The organism is Oryzomonas rubra (assembly GCF_008369015.1).
Lineage (GTDB): Bacteria > Desulfobacterota > Desulfuromonadia > Geobacterales > Pseudopelobacteraceae > Oryzomonas > Oryzomonas japonica.
Genome location: NZ_SRSD01000001.1, coordinates 601,249 through 626,131 on the forward strand (window position 1 = coordinate 601,249; position 24,883 = coordinate 626,131).

The 24,883-nt window shown below is 51.6% G+C and carries 9 protein-coding genes; 2 read left to right on the top strand and 7 right to left on the bottom strand.

The annotated features are described in order from the left end of the window. Positions 1-34: 34 nt before the first annotated feature. The 4 genes from ET418_RS02785 to drmD are packed head-to-tail and all read right to left on the bottom strand — an operon-like array spanning position 35 to position 10,383. The gene (locus ET418_RS02785) at positions 35-2,014 is read right to left on the bottom strand and encodes a chromosome segregation protein SMC (RefSeq protein ID WP_149306042.1); all 1,980 of its coding nucleotides are present in this window, start codon (positions 2,012-2,014) and stop codon (positions 35-37) included. Further along, positions 1,998-6,485 (bottom strand): Eco57I restriction-modification methylase domain-containing protein, encoded by a 4,488-nt coding sequence (locus tag ET418_RS02790; protein WP_149306043.1) that lies wholly within the window; start codon positions 6,483-6,485, stop codon positions 1,998-2,000. Before ET418_RS02790 ends, ET418_RS02785 begins: the two co-directional genes overlap by 17 nt. A 2-nt stretch (positions 6,486-6,487) precedes the next feature. Next, on the bottom strand, positions 6,488-7,090 hold the full coding sequence (locus ET418_RS02795) for a hypothetical protein (RefSeq protein ID WP_149306044.1): 603 nt from the start codon (positions 7,088-7,090) through the stop codon (positions 6,488-6,490). An 11-nt stretch (positions 7,091-7,101) separates the two neighbouring features. Continuing rightward, complete coding sequence (gene drmD / locus ET418_RS02800; RefSeq protein ID WP_218043353.1) at positions 7,102-10,383, bottom strand: DISARM system SNF2-like helicase DrmD; 3,282 nt, start codon at positions 10,381-10,383, stop codon at positions 7,102-7,104. A gap of 475 nt (positions 10,384-10,858) precedes the next feature. On the opposite strand from drmD, the gene ET418_RS02805 reads away from it, so the two are divergent. Both ET418_RS02805 and ET418_RS02810 read left to right on the top strand, forming a co-directional pair. Further along, positions 10,859-11,647 (top strand): hypothetical protein, encoded by a 789-nt coding sequence (locus ET418_RS02805; protein WP_149306045.1) that lies wholly within the window; start codon positions 10,859-10,861, stop codon positions 11,645-11,647. Further along, positions 11,644-11,955, top strand: coding sequence for a hypothetical protein (locus ET418_RS02810; protein WP_149306046.1), 312 nt, complete (start codon positions 11,644-11,646; stop codon positions 11,953-11,955). The genes ET418_RS02805 and ET418_RS02810 overlap by 4 nt, the downstream gene beginning before the upstream one ends. Here the strand turns inward: ET418_RS02810 and ET418_RS02815 are convergent, their stop codons facing one another. The 3 genes from ET418_RS02815 to ET418_RS02825 form a co-directional block, all read right to left on the bottom strand. Then, positions 11,956-12,585: a recombinase family protein gene (locus ET418_RS02815; protein ID WP_149306047.1), complete on the bottom strand. Its 630-nt coding sequence runs from the start codon at positions 12,583-12,585 to the stop codon at positions 11,956-11,958. A gap of 345 nt (positions 12,586-12,930) precedes the next feature. Beyond that, on the bottom strand, positions 12,931-13,578 hold the full coding sequence (locus tag ET418_RS18360; protein WP_246152910.1) for a PEP-CTERM sorting domain-containing protein: 648 nt from the start codon (positions 13,576-13,578) through the stop codon (positions 12,931-12,933). Positions 13,579-13,796: 218 nt separating this feature from the next. Further along, on the bottom strand, positions 13,797-24,866 hold the full coding sequence (locus ET418_RS02825; RefSeq protein ID WP_218043354.1) for an Ig-like domain-containing protein: 11,070 nt from the start codon (positions 24,864-24,866) through the stop codon (positions 13,797-13,799). Between the last annotated feature and the right edge of the window lie 17 nt (positions 24,867-24,883).

Here is a 24,883-nt window from a genome sequence, read left to right on the forward strand (position 1 = left end):
GTCATGTTTTCCATGATCTTTATGGCTTACATCATTATAAATCTCGCCTCAAAAGCCTTGCATCCGCAGGCGCTCCTCCCAACGTACCCCGTAACCAGGGTTCTTTGAGAAACTCGTCGGGGGGGCGAGTAGTGGTCGTGATGATGTATTGAAAGAGCGGCTGCCCCCCTACTCCTTCCAGATCTTTTACCACATGGAAAAGCTCGTGATAGATGCTGAGACCCAGGTCGGCTTCTCGTGGACTGTCGTGAATCAGGAACGGCGGCAGATGCGTCCGTCCTTCAATGCTCAAGCATAGCAAGGCAAGATCAAATACGATCACCTTCAGGGATGCGATGGCCGGTGTGGACCGTTCACCCCCCAGCTTAACCGACAGCCGTAGCCCATTGCCGTCCAGGCTCACTGTTCCATCTGCCCCACGTCCGGCCATTTGGCGAATTAAAGCGTCGAAAATGTCTGAAAGCCTATTGAACACATTGGCTTGAGCTTTACGAAATGCCCCCAAGCGCCCCTTTTTCTCTTCAATTTGGCCGGATAAACTGTCCGATTCGCTTTGCAGTTGTTCCAGTCTCTCAACCAATTTTTCAAGATCATTGATATCGTCCAGCATTCTACGAGCAGAATACCATGTATCCGTTCGGGCCTCCCTAGCCTGCTCAATCGCCACGAGTTGATTTTTGAGTTCCTCGGATGTTTTTTCGGCGCCAGGAAGTTCATCTTCTATCACAAGCTTCCGAGCCTTTAAGGCAAGAAACCTCTGCTGCTCGTCTTTGATATCCTTTTCGAGTTTTGCCAAGCGGGTACGAATTTCTTCAAGGCTCGGCAGTTTATGGGACAATTTACATCCCTCTGCAAGCACACGATCAATGGGAACTTCGCATATCGGACATTGTGGATTTTCAGCTTTATGAACGACAAAGGACATTCCCGGGCGCTCTCCATTCAGCTCGGAAATCAACCGCTCGATTTCTGGTAATTTAGCATTTATCATTGCAAGTTCAGTCGAGTGTTCCACGACGGCTTTCTCTGCTGCTTCGCTTGCCGCACGAATCTTCCCCACATTCGCTACATCGACACCAGGCTTTATTTTTGTCGCCCTGACTAGCACTTCCTTTGCCGATTGGCGTATGAAATCTATGCCTAAGAGGCCAGGTGGCACTTGTTCTGGGCGTATCCCCAACTGCGCCACGAGCTGTGTCTTCGTTCTCCTGACCTGCCATCTCCTGTGTCCGATCTCTTTATCGGAATCCTTCAGGCGCGTTTCGTTTTGGCCAATCTCTTCCCGCAGCCGGCATTCTTCAGGGGTAATCGCACGGATGAGGGCACGAAGGACTTCAAGCGTTTTCTGATACGAAAGCGAACGTGCCGGTGAACCGGATTCGGAATCCGACGACCGCCATTCCAGTGCCTTGTCAAAGCGACATTCCTGATCTCTTGTTAACGAGGCTAAGGCAGTCTGCCATCCATGAAAAGAACGGTCTCCGGGAATCAGTGAGGCAACATCAGCCGACACGATGCCAGATTCCATAGCTGCCATGAAAGGTTCAATACCTGTAGGCTCACAGTTCCCATTTATAATCTCTTCGAGATCTCCATTGGGGATACCGTAGTGCTTTCGCCCCATCCCAAGCGGCCGAAGAATTGCCCAAAGAGTCCCATCCACCATAACTTCGGCACCAACCGCACCCTTTGGGAATGCAATGCCGATACTCTCCCGCTGTTCTTCCGGGGCAAACCGGTCCTCGCCGAGGCAATATCGTATCAGGCGACAGAACAGGGTCTTACCGCTGCCATGCCCCATTGTGCTGGCGCGGGTACGTCTTCCTGCTGCCTCCTCAACAGGGTCAGGCGACCAAACAATATTAAGTCCGGGCCTAAGCTCAATCTGGCGGATAACATTTCCCGGCTCGCGCCACAGTACGAGCCGCTTAACCCATAGACGAGGTTCTGTCATCCCTGGCTGAGGCGTTATACGCAGGTCGGACGTCGACAAAAGTTCAGGCTGCCTTGGCATCAATCCACCTCATAAATTCGTCAGGGAGTTGTCGTATAATCTCATCGCTGCTTCGCCTGCTCAAGGCGCCCAAAACCATCTGGACACGCCCCTCGGGCCAACCTGACGTATCAATGAGATCCAGGCCGGTCCCTGGCGCCCATGTGCCGGCAGCAAGATCATCAATAAGCAGGCCGCTACTACGTAAATGCTGCACCGCACTTCCCCAGGCACGATCAGCACGAGGGACGAGAGACACCACGCCATCGGCTCGGGGAGCAGCTTCCGGCCCAATCAGGCGCCTCCAGGTCATGACCTCGTCAGCGGTAAGAGATGGTGTGAGCAGGCGGGGTTCTGCGGTAAGGAGTGCAACAAGGCGCACATGACGTGAAGGGGTTGGCCCTCCGACCGCTTTCAGAACCGCTGTCAGAATTGCCCCGACTTCGTTGCTATTATCCGTAATGGGCCGTGCCCAGGCACCGTCCGGGAGAAGCGCGGGGTCGAAGATGGGCGGTGGTGTCTCCACAGACACTTGTGGGACGGTAGGAGTCAGGTCGAACAGGCTCCCATGCATATCGTCGGACTTGGGTCTACGAACACGTCTGGCGACCTTTGCAGGCTTTTCGACTACTTCGACTTTTTCTTCTTCTGCTCTTTGCTGATTAAGATTCAGCAGACGGGCGAGGACTTCATCGCGCACGGAGTCAGGCCAGCGATAGCGCCATGGTTTCTTTCTCCTGCGGTTCCCTTCCTTCTCATCATCTTCGTCTTCGTAATCAAGAAGGAATTCGCAGTTGATGGGGATGTCTTCCCATCCGTAGGCGATGAGCACTGCCCTGTCCATGGCGGCATGTAGTTCGCGCAGACGGAGGATATCAGCGTCGGTTTCTTCCGGGTCGTGGAAACGGCTGTAGGTCTTGGTTAATCCCTCGTTGTTACGGACCATCAGAGTGGCTCGGAATTTGTAGTAGTCGGACCCGACCAGTTCTAGGGTGGAGTTAGATTCGAAGCCGAGTGGGAAAGGGAAGGTTTCGAAACAATCGGATGGAGTGTATCGCTGCCTATCTTCAAGAGAGGAACTGAAGAACCTAGTCCAAATGTCATGAGGGCGCGACTGGAGAGTAGCAAATGCGGAATAGTTTTCAAGTGTGAAGACATTGTGTGGGCCTGATATAATTGTAGTCGTTGGAATAAAAACAAAATTCACATAACTTGAGGTAAATGGGTGCATCAATACTTGGTTTAAAGTAGAGATAACTCGCGTTAACTCGCCTCTTTTTTCAGCAAACTGCCACCAATATTTTCTATACGCTTCTCGATTGTCCTTTATCCGGACCGGCTTTACCTTTTCCTCGACAATTTCGATTAAATCTGGCCATTGTCGAGCATCTTCCTCTGACATATCACCAAAAGAAATTATGTAACGGTGATGGAGATGCTTTGGATGGTTTAATATTTCATCTCCTCCAATGTACGGAAAAATTCTGTCAGAGTTGTTTACGTCTTTGGCTATGAGATCGTTCATGAGTGCAATAGGGTTGGCGACACCACTTCTATCTGTATCATCAAAGGTAAAACCCATGCCAAGTGGGATTGGTCCTTGGAAACTTTTGCTTTTGTTTGCCTTTAGGGCAGATGGCGTATCATGACCACCATCGTGGAAGAGATAGGCTGTGATATTGCGAACTGTTTTGCCATCTAATTCGTACGGCCCTGAAAGTGCTCCCTTTACAACATTCAATACACTGACCACGACCGCCGCCTGACCAGGCCACTTAACCCGCTTGCGGGCTTCATATATCGTACCGCCGTGAGTACAGAGCCACCGCAAACCGGAAGCGCGGGTGTCACCCTGACCGATAGTGTTAGTGGCGATCAGTCCGAAGGTGCCGTCTTCTCGCAACACATCGAAAGCCCGGCGGAAAAAATGGGCTACCAGGTCGGCGTTGCCATGAGATTCGGGGTGCTGAACTTTTAACCAGTCAATGTAACCGGCTCGGTTACCGTTGATGAGGGTGTTTTTACCAGCAAAAGGCGGATTTCCTACGATGGCATCAAAACCAGGATTCTCCCGGTCAAACACCTCGGGAAACTCGATCTCCCAGTGAAACGGCGTAACCGGTCGTTCTCCGCCGCGCAGACTCTTACGGACATCATCAAGCTCCAGAAAAACCAACGGATTATTGAAACCCTCATTGAACTTGCCCAGATATATATCCCGAAGGCTCTGTCGTCCCTTCTCCTTTTCGGCCCCGAAGAAAGCGGCAACGACCAGATTCCCTGCCTCCCGCACCATATTAAGCGACTCATCTGCCTGATCCAGCTTCTGTCGTTTCAGATCCGACGAGACAAAATCATCATCTGCCTCCAGCAACTCCCTCCTAATTGTCAGCGCCAACTTAATTCGCTGCTCAACTTTATCCTGCCCGAGCATCCGCATTGGCGTCTCCCGCCAGTGAAAGTCCACAATCTGCCGACGGGTAAGACCGACGACAGAATCGCCACAACGCAGGGCATGGTCGAGGAAGGTGAAGGGATGATCCTTGGCCAGGGTGACCAGCCAGAGCGACAACTTGGCCAGATCGGCGGCCATGGGGTTGCGATCTACGCCGTAGAGACAACGCTGAGCAATAAGGCGACGAGCGTAGAGTACCTCGTCCTCGTCGGGCGGGATGTTGGGAAGGCGGTTGTGGGTATGCCATGCCTTGACCAGCTCATCCCCCAACTGGCGGCAGGTCTCCACCAGAAAGGCACCGGAGCCGACGGCAATGTCGCACACCTTCAGCGCCAGAATCTGCTCCGGGTTGGGCCTGTTCCCCAGCCGCTCCAGTATCGGCCGCAGTGTGGTGCGGACAATCGGCTCGGTCAGGGAACGTGGGGTGTAATGAGAGCCGCTGCGCCGCCGTTCGTCGGACGGCTGCAGCACCATGCCACCCTGCGGGACGAGATGCGGGGTGGCATTGCGGGCAATCTTGCGTTCCAGTGCCGCCAGCAAACCGTCGAGGTCGTTAGCTGCTTCCAACGCCTTGGCCGCCTCGCCGCTAAACTTCTGGTCGCTACGCTCGGCCAACCACTTTACCCGATCTGTGTGTTTTACCTCCTGCAACTCTGCTAGGTTGATTGCCACTGGCGCGCCATGACGTTTGGCCGGCTTGAGGGCGATGGCCGGCCCACGGACCACTTCGAGGCGGAACCCCATCATGGTCTCGTAGACGCTGCCGATTTGCTCCACATCCAGCGTCCGGTACGAGAGGCGTTCACCATCCAGGAGCAACAGATTGTGCAGCACCCGGTAGATAACGCCGTCGGATACCAGTGGCAGGTGTGGTTCAGCCGTGGTTTTGCCCTCTAGGAAAGGGAAACGTTTCGGATCGAACAGGTAACCGTGGCGAGGCGGCATGGCCAGGTGCTTATGATGGCTGCCGGAATGGACGGCGCGGAACAGCGCCACCAACTGAGCCCAAGCGCCGTAGCGGAGATTCATAGTGTCAGGATAGCGCTCGGCGTCTGTTCGCAGTTTTTCAAACAGACCGTGGACAGAATAGTTCTGGACATACAGGCTTGATCCGGGCATAAGCCCCCGGTCTTCAGCGAAGAGCAGGAAGACCAAACGCATTAATACGTTCAGCAGGCCGGCATAGATATCATCTGGCTTCGTTGCCAGTACATCATGCAGCAATTCGCCCTTGGTAGTTTCGTCGGCCGCCTGGAAACCGCGTACCAGTTCGTAGAGGGCGTCCAGAACCTGTTCGGCCAGGGCGGTGGATACACTGCTCTGGTATTCGCGACTCTTGGCGAGGATTGCCGGCAGGCGGGACTCGATCGGACCGGTCAGAAGTCGAGAGCGCTTCAGCAGCATATCAAAGGCCGCCAGGATCGGCCGACCGGCAATCTCGGCCATGGCAGCTACCGGAAAGGTTATACTGCCAGCATTCTCGCCCCTGGGAGCGTACATCAGACGCAGGTGGGTACCGTTGGTCAAGAGTCCGATGGGCACCTTGGTTTCACGCATCAGACGTTCGAAACGGCGTGCAGGTGAAGCGTGCCAGCCTGTCCCGTGAACCGTCAGCTGAGCATCCAGGTCGGTGCCGGTCGCCAGGTTCTGTACGAGAAGTAGCCAAGGGTGCTCGGTATCTTTTGACCGTGGGTCGGCAAAGGCGAATGATGGGGCCAGGGTCTCGCCGAACTCGGCCAATGGCACGGTCAGGCTGTCAGGCAGCGGGTGCCCCGACGTCAGGCCGTAGATGCTGTCTTCCGGCCAGCCAAGGAACTCCCGTGCGAACAAGACAAAATCAGCAATGGCTGAGGCACTGACATCCTCAGATAGGGCAATCTCGTCAACATACTGTTGGAACTGCTCTTGAAGTGGCAGGGTGTCGCGGGGCAGGATGACCTGCAAATCCACCAGGGCTGCCGGCGAGACGACCAGTCCATCAGGCTGGAGGTAGCCGAGCCAGGCTTGATGGTCGCGTATGGCGGGATCAATTGCCATACTTACACGACCGAACCTTTCATCTCTTCTTGAGGAATAGGCTGAGTTTCTATTCTCATCCGCATAGTTTCAAGGGGGATTAGCATATCGTTCTGTTCAATATACACGCACTGGAAGACATTACCTGTATGTGAACGTCGTTTTGGTTCAAATACCGTTGAAATTTTGGTGTAGGCTTCATTTACGCTTGCAGCGTTGTCGCCTAAAGCCGGTATGGAGCAGTTACAACCGGTTAAGACAGCATTTTTCCCTGGTCGAAGGATAAGAAACAGTTCAGTTTCAAGGGCGAACTGTACAAATTGGTGGGATTCCCCTTTTGCAGTTCGACGTCCAATTCGGAACTTTTCCAGTTCCTTTTCAATCGGGTCATTATTAACCCTTGCCCAAAGTAAATTGCCTGTATTGAGAAAAGGGGCCACATGCTCTGTGGTATGGAAGACCCTGTCTTTCTCATCTTCAAGAGAAAAAACTGAATAGAGGACAAGTTCACCCCTTGATTCATTTTTCATCTTTGGAAGTGGCTGACCATCCGCCTGCATTACCTGGCCGTTAACAATCTTCACTTGTAATCGCACGCTTCGAGCAAATTGATCGGGAATAATCATTTTAGGTCCTTTTATCCTGTTACCGGCCAAAGATAGGCAAGTCCGACCGGCTCAACCCGGAATGACGATGTCTGATAGAACTCCATGATGCGGGCCGGTTCCTTGCGAAGGTCAACCTCGACGTGCGCCAGCCAGCGCTGCCAATATTTACGATTTGATTCCATCTGGCGCTTCTCGTCATCATTAAAAGCGAGCGTCAACTGATCCGGCAGGGTCTTACCGAACTCCGCCTCGACCCGGCGCTTCTGCTCTTCGAGTATCTTGCGCATACCATCCGATTCCAACCGGCCGCGCTCGGATAGCCTTACCTCGGCCTCCTTCCGTGCCTCTTCGCCGCGCTTTTCGAGGTGTGGAAGGAGTTCGTCGATATCGCGATCGATGGCGCCTTTCAATCGCTGCATGACCGGATCGGGGATATGTCTTCCCCCTGATGGGTCAAAGGACTGTTCAAGTATCTCGAGAGTCTTGGACTCGGCGTCCCGGCCATATGGACTCAGGCGACTGCTGCGACGTTCCGGCTCGACCCAGCGTGCTGTTACGGTCAGGATTTCCTCGTGCAGGCGTACAGCGCCTTTGCCATACAATGAAAGGCGGCCGAGGAGCACGACACGCGGTATAGCGTCGCTGCTCTGGGCCAGGCAGGCCCTCGACAGGTCGTGGTGCACGAATCCTTGGGAGAGAAAGCGTCCCAACAGGCGCTGGACGACGCGGTGCTCAAGGTGCAATTGAACGATATCGTCATCAATCCCTTCGGGGGCATCGAACACCACTGGCCGGACAGGAGAGTCCTTTCGCCACTGAAACGTTCGCTTGCCATCTTCCGGCAGGGCTCGGAGAGTATCTATCGTCGTAGCCCAGGTGGGGTCCGCGCCATGCCGGGTGTCAAGGTTCGGGAAGACGTATCGTGCGGGAGTCCCGGGCGGTGTAGGCACAGGATTGAGCGGTTCGCTTCCGAGCAGTTCGAGCGAACAAGAAAGGGCATCTCGAAAATGCGCCATGTCGAGGCCAAGCCATTTGCGGGCGTCGTTGATGCGGTTGCGAAGCTGGTCTATTTGCTTTTGCAGAGCCTCTTGCCGCTCGCGTGTCGCCTCCAGTTCCTCCTCAGTAACAGCCTGCTTGTCGGCGTCTAACGCCGCCCCTTCGATTTCTGCTTCCAACAGCGCTGCATTCCTGTGACTGATGCCTCCCTTGAGAGTATTGGTAAGGCGCCCCTCAAGAACCTGTGCCAGACTGCCGAGCTCGGTGCGGATGGTTTCGGTCTTGCGAACCAGAGCACGGAGAACGCGATCCTCGGGTCTTTGGGCATAGACGAAGTAGTGGCAGTATACCTCAGGGCTGGGTTGCAGCTTGCGGTCGATGCGACCATTACGCTGCTCAAGCCTGCTGGGGTTCCAGGGGACATCAAAGTGAAAGATGTTGTGACAGTGTGCCTGCAGGTTGAGACCCTCGCGGGCAGCATCGGTTGCAACCAGGATGCGTAGTGGATGTTCGGATGGAGGCAGGTTGAAGGCACGTTTAATTGCCTCTCGCTTATCTGGCGGCGTCGGACCATGAAAAACCTCGATGCGATATTCTGCCAGATGGGTGTCGGCGATAGCGGCACGCAGCATATCAATCAGGTAGCGCTTGGTGTCGTCATACTCGGTGAAGATGAGCAGACGCAACTCGTTCCAGGGTGCATCCTCCTGAGGGGGCAACTCACCGGGCAAGGCGGCACCGGGGCACATCTTGTCCCGAATCCACTCAATCAGGTAACGGATGCGGGCGTCAGCCTGGGAACGCCCCTGCCCGGCTACAGATTCCATCCTGGCAAGTAAATCCCTCTCGCGTGCAAGATCGGCGGCCGCGTTGTCGCCAACAGTCGCTGCGGTGGCCGCAACCATAGCGTCATCAAGTAATGTTTGCTGTTCGTCCTCACTGAGCATGGAGCAATCGTCGTCAGAGGAAAAGCCTTCCGTCAGGAGGTTGGCATCAACTGCCTTCAATCTGGCTGGAGTTTCTCGAGTTACCCCATCGGCCGACCAGATGCGTTCCATGGTGCGGCGATGCACCGCCAGGGTGCGTGCAAAGGCTTCAACCGATGAAAGCAGTCGCTGTTGGAGCCCAGAGATGAGCAGCGCAGCCTCAGCCTGCTTGCGTTTCGTTGCCCCTGCCATGCGTTGCTGGCGAACCTGCCGATATTCGTCGAGCAATCGAGACAGCGCAAGCTCTGGGGCATCTTCGGGCAGATCCCTGATATCGACCTGTCGGACGACCCGCTTAGGGAAGCCGCCGGCAATTCCGCGGATATCCTCCTTGAGCCTGCGGATCATGACGGCATCGAGGTTGCTTTTCAGTACCTTCACGCCACGGGTAAAGCGGTGCTTGTCAAGGATTTCCAGCAATGCGCTGAAGCTGTTGGAATGGCCATTGTGCGGGGTGGCAGAGAGAAAAAGCCGGTGTTCGAATCGATCGGCGACGTCGCGGATGGCGCGGGTGAACTTGGAGTCGATGGCATAACGGGCACCGGAAGCGGGCGCTGCGTGGTGCGCCTCATCAAAGATGAGCAGGGAGCCGGGGCGGAGATTGTCCAGCCAGTCCCGCAGGGGAGCGCAGTAGGCCTCGTCGATGAGCAACTTGTGCGACACCAGGAAGCGCGGAAAGGTTGTCCAGGGATTGACGCCATAACCACGTTCCTGCCGTACCCGCTCGATATAGGCACGATCAAGGACCTCGAAGGTCAGACCGAATCGGTTTTCGAGCTCATCCTTCCACTGTAGGAGCATGGAAGGCGGACAGGCAACGACGATATCCCGCACACGGCGGCGAAGGAGAAGTTCGCTGGCGATGAGGCCGGCTTCGATTGTCTTGCCGAGGCCGACGTCATCAGCAATGAAGAGGTTGACGCGAGGGAGCAGGAGGGCTTTGCGCAGTGGCTCGAGCTGATAGGCATCAATGCGGATGCCGGCACGGAACGGGGCCTGGAATAGTTTGGGGTCGGTGGCAGTAACACAGTTCCAGCGCAGGGTGTGGACAAACGCACTAAAGAAACGCGGATCGTCGAATCCCTTGCGACCGATGCTCTGCCAAGCCTCCTTGCCAAGGATCTTGGTATCCAGCTCCAAACCCCAGACAACATCGAGTTTGTCCCCTTGTGCATCGTCGTCAAGACAGGCCAGGCTGACAACCGTCTCGCTGACGGCGCCATTTGCCGGCTCAACCGACTCGACAAGCCACGTGCGCGTTCGTACCCTGACAATCTGGCCAGAGACAGGTATTCCGCAACTGATACCCTGTGGTTCTACAGAACCCACCTGCCCCCTCCTCAATTTATATTCAAATCCAATAAAATCAGGAATTCGCCAAATCCAACAATTAGCAGATTTAGTGGTGATTGTCAGTACTAAACTAATTGGACGCGAGCCAGGCTGTCACTATTAAGCGTTGGTGCTTTATTACTATCATAGTATTCCGAAGCGGCGACGTTCGATTATAGATGTGATGGTCTATTGCCAGCTACCGAATCGCACAGTGTCGAATGACAATGGCCAGGATGGCACAATCAATCTACCCGGGGGCAGATGTAGGACCTTAAATAATGTTAATAGCCATCCTTAATTCTCTTGCGGCAGGTCCGATATGCAAGGACATAATGTGATCGTGCCAGAAGTGCGACTGTCAACGGCTTGCAAGACCAACTATCCTGCCGCTATTCTGGCATTGATGACAGTGGATGTTGGTGCGACACCATAACATGCATATTATGCATATCATGATTAGGAGATGCTTATGGAATTTGTTGAAAAACTGGAAACGGAGCATGTTCTTGCTGCGTTGCAATCGCTTGGGTGGATGCCTGGTAAGAGGCCGCCGACCTACGTTGACGTGCGGCTAAAGTGTAAGGAGCTTTTTGGCAACGGCGGAGACGGCAACAGGCTTAAGGAATTAAGGGGGCAGGCCATTGCCATGGAGAGCGGTGTTCCTCTGGCCAAAACTGATGACGATCCGGCTCCACATCGGTTGCCTGAGGATCTCCAGCGTGAGATGAAAGCACTGGCTCGCGCCATTGACGACCGTTTGATTTTGTTCGACAGTGCCGCAGCAACATACCTTGATCGACACCGAGCCGCTGCTGACGCCGATGCCAGCGCACGCATTAACGTAATCCGCCGTGAAGCCGCAGAGCGAGCTGAAGCCTACGATGAGGAAATATCGGCAGCCTTGTCAGCTATCCAGGACCGCGATGCAACAATCGAGAAGCTTGAGGCAAAACTGTCTTCGGCACAGGTAGACACGGCACACGCTGAGGGCAGGGCGTCTGTCCTTGCTGATCAGGTGATGGCGCAGGCATCCCGGCTCACTGTTCTGGAGCAAGAGTGTGACATAATGCGCGCTGAGCGGGAAAAACTTATCGCACGTATAGAGGCGCTCGAGAAGGCTGAGCTGAAGGCCTCAAAGAATGCCAAAACCAAAGTGCAAAAATCGGCGAAGCCAAACAACAAACCCGATAGCGCTGATAAGGATACTCAAACGACAGTTTTACAGGTTGTTAGGCCCACTACTGAGGGGGGTGCATGATGCCGGGGGGGATGATTCAGATGGTTTTTTCTGGCGAAGCCAGTGTCGTTAGCGCGTTACACGATCATGTCCAGTCAAAGATGCCACGGGGTCCACATGGTGCGGTCAAATACCAGACACGCCTAAAGGAAAATGCTGATGGTGTCACGGCCCGTATGAGTGTCGAAGTCCCGCTGGAGTTTTTTGACGAATTCCTGGGAGATGGGTGGCGGCCGACCGGAACCGTACCCCTAGACAGTGCAACTTGCAACGAACCTGATGGCAAACCGATTGGCCGTTATTTAACCGATTATCTTGGCAGCAAGTGACTAAACACTGGCAGTGCCTTTAACGCCTGCCTTGAGCAGCTTCTGGCCGTCACCGCGCAAGGAGCCATCTGGCCCCACATGACGATATAAGGTTTGGCGCGTTACTCCCAGTTCTTTACACAGATCGCCTACAATAGTCCCTGGCTTGCCCATTGAAGCTGCAGCAAGGCGCACCTTTGCCGGCGTCATCTTGAATGGCGCACCCCCTTTGCGCCCGCGTGCCCTGGCAGCTGCCAGGCCGGCGCGAGTACGCTCACGCAGCTGCTCTTTTTCAAATTCTGCCAACGCCGCAAATATCGCAAATACCAACTTGCCAGCCGGGCTAGTCGTATCGATCGGCACGCCGGTTAACACCTTAATGCCGATGCCGCGTTCATCGAGGTCGCGGACGGTCGCAATCAGGTGAGCCAAGCTCCTGCCCAGCCGGTCCAACCTCCAGATAACAAGCACATCCTCCTTTCGACACGCTTTCAGGGCTGCCTCGAGTCCAGGCCTCGAGTCGATACCCCCCGAAGTCTGGTCCTGATATATGTGCTCCGGATTAACGCCGGCGGCAATCAGTGCATCGTGCTGGAGATCTGTAGTCTGGCTGCCATCGCTTTTACTGACCCGCATATATCCTATCAGCATTTACCCTCCTCCTTGTCACAAAAACGATCGATTGCGTGACAACCCATATCAGCTCGCATAGGGCATGATTAAGCGTCACTTAATAAGTATTATAATCTATGTCATCATAACCTGTAAAGATACGTTGTGTTACATGGGTGTGCATGAGGAGGGATGGCTTGTGTTGAGTTGGGACCGCACCAGCGACAATTAGCATCAATACAATGTAATACTACAAACCCGTTAGCGAGAAACTCAGCTCGTTCACAAGAAACTTAGGTCGATTGGCTCTCAAACACATTACGATCCCAGAAATAGAAAACCCCGCCTGAAAAGACGGGGTTTGTCAATGATCTGCCATAAGCCTTATGCCTTCTTCCGGTAAAATACCAGACCTGCCATTCCGATACCAAGCAGCAGTATGGTGGATGGCTCAGGAACCGGTGCATTATCAACCGGCGGCGCTATTTGGGAAAAGGCAAAATCGCCAATACTCAGATAATCAGGTACGCTAAAGTCAAGGTCACCCAATGTAAAAGACAACAACTCTGATGACCCGGCGAAGTTGGTTATATCAGCACTGAAGGTATCGCCGGCTATCAAACGGTCACGTATTGACTGGTCAGTGGTGTTGATTAGAGCATCTGAACCGAGAGTAGCACTGACAATATGCCCATCAAAAGTCCCTGCATCACCAAAACCAGCCTTCATATAAAACGACATAATCAACTTGTTTCCGGCACCGGCCAGTTGATCGGCAACCATCGCCTGGGATAGGGTAAAGGCCCAGTACGGTTCTGCCAAATCCGTATATTTGATGGTGGCAATATTGCCGTTTAGGCTGAAGTGGGGGTCAGATGCCAAATTGGCGGCATCTACGTTAACACCGTCACTTAACTGCCCACTCCACCCAGCAAATCCACTATTGAAGTTGGGTACAGCGAGAGCCTGATCAGCGAAGCAACAAGAAAGAACTACCACCAATGAAATGACAAGATTTTTAAAACTACTCATGATTAGTCCGCCCTCCTCAAAAAATAATTCAATCAAAAAATGGTGATCTTGTAGTAAACAAAGCTTTGTTATGCAATTTATGTACCTTTGATAATGAGCAAATTATTCAGGATGTTGCGTTGCGTGTGTAAGCATTTTCAATTCATTCCTTCGAATTGTAAAATATTCTGACATTTTATTTGCCCAATATGCTTTATTCATCCAAACCATGCAGTAAATTACTCGAATTGGTCTACCCGCACTCCGTAGGTGAGCGGCACTCGAACCATGTTGAAGTTCACTCTCTGATTGCTTAGGCTTGAACCGGCAGCCAGTGCACTTCCAGCAGGGACAATCTCGAAATAGGTCTCAGTTCCAGCAGTTCCGCTTGGTTTCAGGCCCATAGTCTGCAAGGTCTTGATCGGGATGCTCGGATTGCTGATTACCAACCGGAGTGCGCCATTTAGTGCAGCCGTCCCAGTATTCTTGATTGAAATATTAACGTAGTAACAGTTGTTAACACTGTCATAAAGGGTGCCGGATTTCGTCAGTGTTACGGACGGCGTGATGTCGCTCCACTTCTGCGGCGCATAGATGATGTTTCGCTGAACGCTTGTGCTATTCATCGCCTCATCGGTTGCTGTGACGGTGATTGCATAGGTTTTTGCAGTTGTAAATGTTATGGGCTGTTCAAAAGCACCATTGACGACCGGCGGGTTGAAAGTCTGGCCGTCAACAGTGACAGTCACTGTGACGGCGGTAAACGCATCAGCAACGGCACCTTTCAGGTCGATGCTGTTCTGACTGGTCGTAATATCCTGTGCTGGTTCAGTGATCGACAGAGTTGGATTTTGGTTGTCGTAAACTACCGTCCGTTTGGCCGTGGTGCTGTTTGTGGCCAGGTCAGTGGCGGTGACCAATATGGTGTTGGCACCTGCAACCAGGTTGGCTGTGTAGGCGAACTTGTTGGCGGTAATTGCGGCCAGGTCTGGAGAATTGTTGTTGACTTTGACCGCCACTGAGGCGGTTTTGTCGATGGTGCCTGTGACGTCGATGTATGGCTTATTCGTCTTCATGTTGTCCGCAGGCAGAATGATGGTCAAAAGCGGCGCATTGGGATCGTAATTGATGGCCCTGGTGTCGCTCGTCTGGTTGCCGGCGTTATCCAAAGCGATGGTGGTGACAGTGTTGGCTCCTGCAACAAGGCCAACCGGATGACTGAAGCTGCCACCGGCATCGACTGGCACATCCATGCCATTGACTGTAAGTTGTTTTATGCCGTTCCCGACATCGGCTACCGTCCCGGACAGGTTGAGTGTTGGGTTGTTGGTGTAGGCACCATTCGGAAGAGTCGAGACGGCAAGTACCGGGGCTGCTGTGTCAAGCGTTATGGATGCACTATAGGGCTGGGTGTTTGTATTGCCCACGCCATCCTTGAACCAGGCATGAACCGTCTTCTGGCCGTCGCCATTCGGCAATTGCCAGAGGAGGGATTGAGCGTAGGACTGCCAAGCCGTGCAGGTTTCAGTATTGCTGATGCACATCTGGGGAACTCCACTCGGGTCAGTGGCACTGATTCCAAGCACAACCTGAAGCGCATTGGTGGCGGAAGCCCCGGAGTTAATGGTTACAGTACCGGTCGGCGGTGTCGTGTCAGGGCTTACCGGAGTGGCGCTAGCAGACACCCCGGCAGACTCATTGCCCGCTTGGTCATAGGCACAGAGGAGATAGTAAACCGTAACGCCATTGGCAAGCCCACTCTGTACTATCGCCGTGGCTGACCCTTCATAAACGACCGAGCCGTTTTCACACGAAGCGGGTACAGCAAGCACATCAGACACCAGCCGATAGTGGTCTATGCCGCTCAAGTTGTCGGTATAGCCCCAAGAGAGAGATACCTGCCCGTTGCCCGGCAATGCAGATAGAGAGCCATTTGTTGGTGGACTGGCGTCGAATAGAATATCCCTTGTTACTACCGTTTCGTTCCCGGCAAAATCCCGGGCGGTCACCACAATGTGGTTGATCCCGTATGTCATGTTGTCGATAGAGGTATTCCATGTGGTACCCGTCGGGTATGCGACCGCTCCCACCGAGGCGGTTGAAGAGGTGATAGAGATTACAGCGTCAGCTTCGCGGGTGCCGCTGATTGTCTGGCTTGCCAGTCTTGTCGGTGAAGTTACATCCGCTGACAACAGCGGCTTGGTGGTGTCGTAAATAATGTTACGAAGAACGGTTGTCTTGTTGCCAGCCGCATCAGTGGCAATTACGGTAATGGTGTAGGTCTTCTCAGTTGTAAAATTCAGTTGCTGGCTAAAGGTGCCATTGACGACCTGCGGCTGGAATGTCTGTCCATCCACTGTGATGGCTACGGTTGTTTCTGTCAGGGTGTCGGTTACCGTCCCTTTCAAAAGCCAGCCAGCCAGGTTGGTGCTGATGTCCTGGATCGGGTCGATGATGGCGAGGGAAGGCTGCTGGTTGTCGAACATTACCGTTCTCTTGGCAGTACCACTGTTCCCGGCCAAGTCGGTGGCTGTTACCTCGATAGTGTTGGCGCCGGGGACCAGGGTTGTAGTGGAAGAGAACGCCATGCCATTCATGAGGGCATTCTGCGGAGAGCCTGAATTGACCTTCACGGTGACCAGCGCATTCTTGTCGACTGAACCCTTGATCTCGACATTTTGTGATGCGACTGCACTGTTATCTGCCGGAGATGTGATGATGATTACTGGTGCGGTTGTGTCATAGGTGATGGTGCGTGAGTTGGTAGTCTGGTTTCCGGCGTTGTCCGTTGCTATGACGGTGACGGTATTGGCGCCGGAAACAAGTGTTACTGCTTGGCTGTAGGTGCCATCAGGGTTAACTGTCACAACTATGTCATTGATGGTGAACTGCTTCAAACCGCTTCCTGAATCAGTAACCGCACCGGAAAGGTTGAGTATTGCGTTGTTGGTGTAGGCACCATTCGGAAGAGTCGAGACGGAAAGAACTGGAGCCGCTGTATCAAGCGTTATAGATGCGATATAGGGCTGAGAGTTTGAGTTGCCCACGCTATCCTTAAACCAAGCACGAACCGTCTTCAGGCCGTCACCATTAGTCAATAGCCATGGGAGAGATTGAGCAAAGGGCTGCCAAGCGGTGCAGGTTCCAGTATTGCTAATGCACATCTGTGTAACACCGCTCGGGTCATTTGCCGCTAGTGCAAGGGTAACTGAGGTGGATTTAGTGTAATTGTCGGCAGCTTGAATTACAATGGAGCCAGTTGGTGCTGCGAGATCTGGCAGCGATACAGTGAAAGTCACTCCAGTCGCAGGAACTTCTATATTACCTGCATTGTCGGTCGCTCTCGACATAACTGTATAGGTACCGCTCGATGGAACGTTCCAGAGGTATTGCCAACTTATTGTCCCGTTTGCTAAAATCCAAGTGGAGCCGCCATCTAATGACACTTCGATAGTATTTACACCGCTTCCAGTTCCATCATCAGCAGTTCCAGAAATAAGAATATTATTCCCTGATATACTGGTATTGCTAATAGGATTTGTAATTGACGAAATTGGCTTAGCAGTGTCTCCTGTAGTGACCGCATTTGTAATTTGAACGTAACCAAATTGCAAATTTGAAACTTTAACTTTAACTTGATTTTTTGAGAATGCATCAAGCCTAAGCGTCAAAGTATGTTTTCCATTACCATATTCTCCAAGAGCTATCTTCTTTGTTATGACTAAACCATTTGAATTATTATTTCCATCAACGAATACCTTTTTAACACCATCTAGATAAACATTAAGAAGACCATCTGTGTTTGAATTAAATACATAATCAAAATTTAAAGCATTTATTTTATCACTTATTTCAAATGATATATTAATCCAAGCAGGTGATCCAGTGGTAATATTATATACTCCCTCTTCAGAATAATCTATTGTACCTGTTTTACTTATTGTATTGTCATTGTTGTTATAAGTAGGGATTATAGTCTTGAAAATAGCTTTAGGGCTCAGATTATTGTAAATTTCAGAGGTTGTGCCACAAAATATAGTAGGTGAAGCCAAATCGCACCCCCACCCCCTTGGATACCACCTATCGCTAGAAACCATATTATGACTAGGCAATACCATTTGTCCTGATTCAGGCACAAGGTTAAAACCATATGTTATAGAATTTGACAACAAGCCTATATCGTACGACTGCGAATCAGGTAACCGGTTACTTACACTGTAATCATACCAAAGATAAGGCCAATCATGACGCCTATAAACATCTGCATCATTTTTAGTAGGATCTAGACCAGTTACGTCAAAATTGAAGGCATATTTGAGATCAACATTTGTTGTATCTAAGCCAGAAAGAACCAGTATTCTTTTGTCAACATATTGCTCGGCCCAATTGGCCATGTTTCCATATGAACTGCTGTCAGGATTCATATCATAAGCATCTAAGAAAGTATTAACTATCACAGCGCTACTCATGTATTTTATCTTCAAATCTTCAGTTGCTTTATTTATTACATTCGATCCTGCGCTATGTGCAATGAAATGTATGTACTTATAATCATAACCAAGACTACCCAATCCTGCTATTTGTGAAGCTAATTTTTCTCCAACTGCATATCCATTCACAAATGCATAGGTCCAGATTGGTGCTTCAGGTGGACTTGATTCTTTGCTCCAATCGTAGCTTAAAACTTCCCAGTTATTGTTAAAGCATCCGTAAGAAACTCCATTATCATAAACATTTATAATACCAAGTTTACTACAAACATCAGTAACCATATTTTTTAACCAATCATCATGAGCATTATCATTATATCCATGAGTTATTAGTACCAGATTTTTACCAGTACCAATATCAGATTTTGGTGTAAGTTCACTATATTGAGGACTGTTAGGCTTATCATAATCTATAGTTGCAGTCGGCTGTCCATCAACAACAATAATATCCTTGTTGGAAACACTATTTCCGCTAGAATCTTTAAGCACCCATTGATAGCTTCCAGCAGTCAAATCAGGAATGAGATAGTTCCCCCAGGCATTGACCGTATCCTGACTAATTAGCACTCCACTTTGGGAAAGTTCAACTTTCATTCCTTCAGAGGTGTTAGGCGGCATGAAAATCTCCCCGCCGATAGCAGGTACTAGGTGGGTGTTGGTGGCTACAATGAGTGGGTCAAGCGTAACCCCCATATAGTCCTGATGTTTCAGGGTAGAAGTGAATTCGACAAAGTAACCATCTTTGCTAGTAGACAACAACCAGTACCCCTCAGCCGTGCCGCCCGGCTGGATATCTTCGAAATTGATATCCAGCACACCATTTTGCAGCGTGTTGTCATTGGGGGTAGCCGACGAACCTAGCAGAGTGAAACTGATAGGGATATTGTTCAAGTTTTCAACAATTTTGGGCTGGGCTGATGAAATAACGAGATTGTGAGCAGGGCCGTAGCCGTTATTCGTCACAATGACCTTAATCTTCACCGGCTTGCCCGCCATGGTTATATACGGGAGCTTGTAGTCGATGGCAAGTTTCGGCATCGGCTTTACGGTTACCGTAACTGGCTGGGTAGTATAGCTGTAACTCCCACCGGAGAAGTTATAGTTGAGAGTTGCGGAAATAGAATACGTCTGGCCGTCAGCAGTGGTACCCCCAGCGCTGCTTTTCGGTATCAGCTGCCAAGTTATCCCAACAGGCCCGGACACACTGCTCCCAGCACCAGACGCAATCCCCGAGTTTTGCAATATCAATACTTGGAACAGCTCACTTGCATCGTTTCCGTTGGCATCTTTGATGCTGATATTCGCACTAAAATTATCAAGCGGTGTTACGGAGGGCGTAATACTGAGCGTGGAGTTGAAGGCTTCACGCTCCAGAGAAAGCTTCTGATCTATCTGCAACTTCACCGAACCATGATCGTTGAAGGTTGGAACGGTTCCACCGACCCATCCGCCACCTGGTGTGGAATCAACAATATTAACACCAGTATCACTCTTGGTTATGATTGATATGGGAATTAAATAGGAGTCCTTTGTCGGATTTCTGTCAGTCCACACAGCTCCAAAACCTATAAAGTTTGGTTTGCCTTTGAAGTTGCTACGGTCGCTACTGCATCTAGCTGTTAGATCTGAAGTTAGGTCGTCAATGTCGAAGGTTGCGACATCACCCTTTGAATGTAATGTTGTTGGCGTAAAGCTTCCATTCCAGATTGCAGAATTGTCGGAAATGATGCTTCCAGCATCTGGGCCGCCGTTCACTTGGTTGACTGCCTTGAGAGTGTCGAGGGTCACCCCCATGTTCCGGTTGCTTTTGACACTCATGCGATAGGTATTTCCCTGATATTGGAGGTTACATGATTTGCCCCCGGTCTCGTCGTTGACATACGAAATACCTGGCAGGCTGAAATCTTGCGGTTTCCAATACAGCACAGGTACAGGCGTAGTTGTGGTGCTCTCGTATGCTTGACCATCAATTGAATAGGTGTATTTTGCTGTCGCAACAATATTTCCAAGGTTGCGGTTATCCAGCTTCGGACTGGTTCCGTAGATGATCGCCTTGTATGACACCTGCACACTCTGGCCTGGCGCCAAATCTCCGAGAGTGATGTTCTGCGTTCCCAAAGCGGTGCCGTCGTCAAAAACCACCTTTAATTCGTTGGCGGTGGCATCAAGAGAAGAAGAATCCAGGGTGAGGCCACGTACCGGAGCGTTGTTGCTGGTGTTCTGGATGGTAAAAACCCCTTGAGATGTCTCTTCCGGGAAAAAGGAGAGGTCAACCCGATAGGGAGAGACATAGAGCGTCGGCTTGATAAGGTCGGTCACATAGGTAATATTCAGATTGACGTTGTACTGGTCCTGAATAGTCGTCTGGACTACAGAAAAGTCCACGTTGACAAGGTTGGTAACCATAATGACACCGATGGTCTGGGTGGTTGAACCGGGTTCTACGGTTATGGTTCCATCTTTTTGGTCATGGCGGTCCGCACTGACTACGTAGCGGTAGTCACCTGCTGGGACGTCGTTGAAAAGAATGTATCCCTGTTGGTCTGTTGTCCCCTTGATGACGTTGTTGTACTCCTGTTTCCCTGTTGGGGTAACATTTACATAAAATGCTTTGCTGATGAGATTTACTGCTGCACCAGAGACAACGGAGCCTGTATCGTCATGAACCTTGTAGGCAACCTGCCCTACGGTTGCGGTGGTAATTTCAACAGTCATGTAAATGGGTTTTGTAATACCATTGTAGTTCAGATCGAGTTGAACCACGTAAGTTCCCAAGGTGGTCCCCTCGGGCGGGTTCACCACAATTTGACAAGACTTCGCCTCTTGCGGACCGAACTGCCCGAATGTACCATTCGGAATCGATACCCAGCCATATAGGGCTGTATCATGAACGGTAAGGGTACTGTTCTGCATGGAGGCATAGCCTTGATTCGTTATTGTGATGGTTTTGGTTACTGGGCTGCCGATTCTCACTCCGGCCATAATTGGGTCTGGGCTTGCGACGGGGAGACCTACCGCGTCATGCAGTTGTGCAGTAATACTAGCGGATTCATTACTCCCTTCAGATGACGTGATATTAAGAGTGAATACGGCAGGGACTGTCGGAGGGGGTCCAGGATCTGCGATGATAAGCACTGGAATCACAACTGATGCCCCTGCCGCGAGGCTTGTCGGGAGACTTGACGTATCGATGAAACCCTTCACAGGATCGGACAAATCATTGTCTGCGAGGGCATATTGAAGATTTGTCATCCCCGTTGAGCCGATATTGGTGAGGTTGATATTAACTGTTCTGGGAGAATTCATGGACATGTCAATGTTAACAATTGCTGGATCTAGAAGCATACCTATGATGCTGAAAGAGGCTGAACTTGACTTCTCGAGGCCCTGATACACAGCATGAGCTCTGACGGTATAGCTCCCTGCTTCGGTCGCCATTGGCTGGAATGAATAGCTAAAGGTTCCTGATGCTTTAGTGTAGGCGGTAAAAATACGAATGTACCCCCTGCTTTCAATTTCAATCGTCACCGGAATGTTTACCAATGGTGTAGAGTCACTGGCGACTACCAATCCTGTTATTGACACATTTTGGCCACGCTGATGCACGTTCCCAGTCACACTCACAGACACGCTGTAGCCGTTAACCGTAGCGGACGCTACCATATTTGTGTTTTTCTCTTCATTCCCGGCCGTATCTACTGCCCGCAGACCGAAATGGTAGGTACCTGCATTCGGAACTGCTATCGTGAAGTTATTGGTGGGGAATGGGATTACAGCTATCGGAGTTGCATAGCTGATTACACCACTACCGTTGTCCCAGTATAGCCGATATTCAAGCATATCCGCTGATGAGGAGTTCGACCAATCCAGCTTTACACCTGTCGATACTGTCGTGGCTGCAAACGAGGTTGCAGCCACGGGAGGAATAGTGTCAACAGTGAAGGTCATTGTAGCTGTCGCGCTGGTCGTACCAGTACTGTCGATACCGTAAGCGGTCACGGTGTTTTGTCCCTGTGTTAGTCCGGAGATTGTTGCTTTCCAGCTGGTTGCAGAAGTAATGGTAAGGTTTTCTACTACTGCTGCACCGCAGGAAACCTTCATTTGCACTGCACGCGGAAGTTTTGAGCCAATGATGGTTACTAAAGTTGCGGGAACAACTGCGGGAATTGGATTTATGGTGGGCGCGGTGAAATCACCGTTGGCGACGGTAACGGCAACTGTACTCTCGCTTCCGACATTGCCGCTGACATCGGTACCACGTGCCTTGAGAGTGAAAGTACCGACAGTTGGAAGCGCCCAGTTGTAACTCCAGCTGTTGCTGCCGTACCACGAATGCCAGACTTCCTGCCAACTAGCTCCATTATCGAGTGAAAGTTCCACGAGTGCGGCGCCATATCCGATATCTGAAACAGTGCCCGTTACCGTGAAATAATCGCCTGAAAGAATCCTATTTTGAGTAGGGGCGATGATGGTGGTTGTCGGCGCAATGGTATCACGAGTGCCAACTATAAATTGCGAAGCAGTTGTTGCAGCCCCTGCACTGGTTGAAACGGTAATTGGTCCTGTAGTAGCCCCGGTCGGCACTATCGCAATGAGTTGGGTTTCGGTTGCGTTTATTACGGTCGCCACTACCCCATTAAATTTTACCGTGTTGTTAGTTGCAATGTTATCAAAATTAGAGCCGCTTATGGCAACGTGGGTTCCAACAACTGCATTAATGGGGGCGAAACTGTTTATGGATGGCTCAAGGACCGATTGTCCTGAACTTACTGTGTAGTAATAGGTTGTTGCATCAGCTCCATTTCCGGCAAGGTCTTGGGTGCCATTAACTTTTAGATAGATGCTATCTCCTGATGTCAGTGTGAAGCTTCCGTTTGTTGCGTAACCAGGAGAGAATGAGAAGGTTGTCAAATCCGCGTTCGAACTAATTATCCCCGGAATATTCAAATTTGTCGTGGAGTCAAACAAAAACAGAGTGTTGGGATTGATCGAAATAGGATCCATCGGCTTACTAAATTGAACGGTAAATGTAGGACCGTTTCTTGATATTGAAGTACCGGACAGCGGGGTCACCGCCAAGATTGTCGGCTTAGTGGTATCGGGTCCAACTGAGGTTGTGAATTGCGCTGCAAAAGGAATAAACAAATTTCCTTCCAAGTCGGTAACACCATTGATAGCGAATGCGACCTGAGTGTTCACTGGCAATGGCACCTGCGGAGTGATGGTTACTATGGCACCGGTGCTGTCGAAACTGATGCTCGTCGGCACCACCGCCTGTGACCCGTAGATGATCCGGATAGTAGAGCTATTTACCGAGATCGTGTTGACCGGCTTATTGAAGGTCACCACGACGATCCCGTTGATGCCGACGCCGGTCGAGCCGTTGGGCGGCGCCACCGACACGACGGTCGGGCTGCTGGTGTCGCTGGCGCTGCCTACGGTAAAGGAGTAGTTCACGCCCGGCGCCGCCAGCCCGTTGGTGCCGGTTATGGTCCCGCCAAAAACGTTCATCTGGTAACGATACGTACGAGCACTGCCATTACAGCTGGCAGTCAGCGGTCCCTGTGGTTGGAATTGGACAACATTATTGCCGTCTCCCACGTTTCCGCCTGATACCAGCGATACGGTTCCCGCTACGACCTGACCAGTGCAGTTATCGTAAAGACGTACGCTTGTAGCGTTCACCGTGGCCGCTGCCAGCGGCTGGTCGAACTCAAACTGCGGAATCACGTTCAGTGCAACATTGGTGGCGCCGTTATACGGGTTGGCCGCCAGCAGCCGCGGCGCAGTGGACGCGGGATTCCCCTGGACCGTGAACTGGCCGCTGAAGGACTGGAGCGCATTGCCGTAGATGTCCTGCGCCGTGGCATCCAGGAACGCCTGGATCACGGTGCCATAGGCAAGGGGGCTGCTCGGGGTAAATTCGATGGCTTGGTTGTTGCCGCTCAACTGGACCGTCCCCGCAACCAGGATGCCGTTCTGGACGATGTGCAGCGCATTCTGCACCGTGGCCGGGTTGAGCGGGTTGCCGCTGGTAAACAGGGTGATCACACTGTTCGGCGGCACATTGGTAGCGTCGTTGCCAGGACGCATGGTTACAACCTGGGGTGTACTACTTGAGATGTCAGCGGCGGTGGTGAACTGGCTTTGGAAATTCGTAAGGCTATTGCCATTAACATCCAGGATATCAGTATTCGCAATAACAGTTATCACTGTGCTTGGCGGTAAATAGGTAGATAGCGTAACCGTCCGGTTGTCGGATGAAATAGACGGATTAACCGTTAGCTTGGCTCCCGCTGCGAGGACCTGAATTGAATTTGAATTGACAGTAGTTGGGTTCAGAGAGTTTGAAAACGTAAGGATAACTTTCACGTTTCGAGGAATGCCTGTGGCACTATTCAAAGGAGTTACAGATGTCAATGATAGTGGAGGTGCATCATCCGCTGTTTGATACCTGCTTTGGAAGTTAACGAGGCTGTTGCCGGAGAGATCCTTGATATCCGAGGTGGCGACGATGGTGATCGTTGACCCTGCCGGGGCGGTTGGGGTGAAGGTGACGGTCCGGTTGTCGGCGGAGAAGCTGATACTGCCGGTCCCGATGCTGGTGGCACCGGCAAAGACCTGCACCGAGGTGCTGGTCACCGTGCTGGGATTGACGGACTCCGAGAAGGTAAGCGCGATGGTCGCGTTGCGGCCAACTCCCGTGGCATTGTTTGCCGGCGTTACCGAGGTCACCGTCGGTACTGTTGTATCCGCCACGTTGGCGGTCGTGAAGGTCGTGTTCGAATACGAGTTGGTGTTCCCCGCCAGATCTTTCACCGTATAATACGTATATA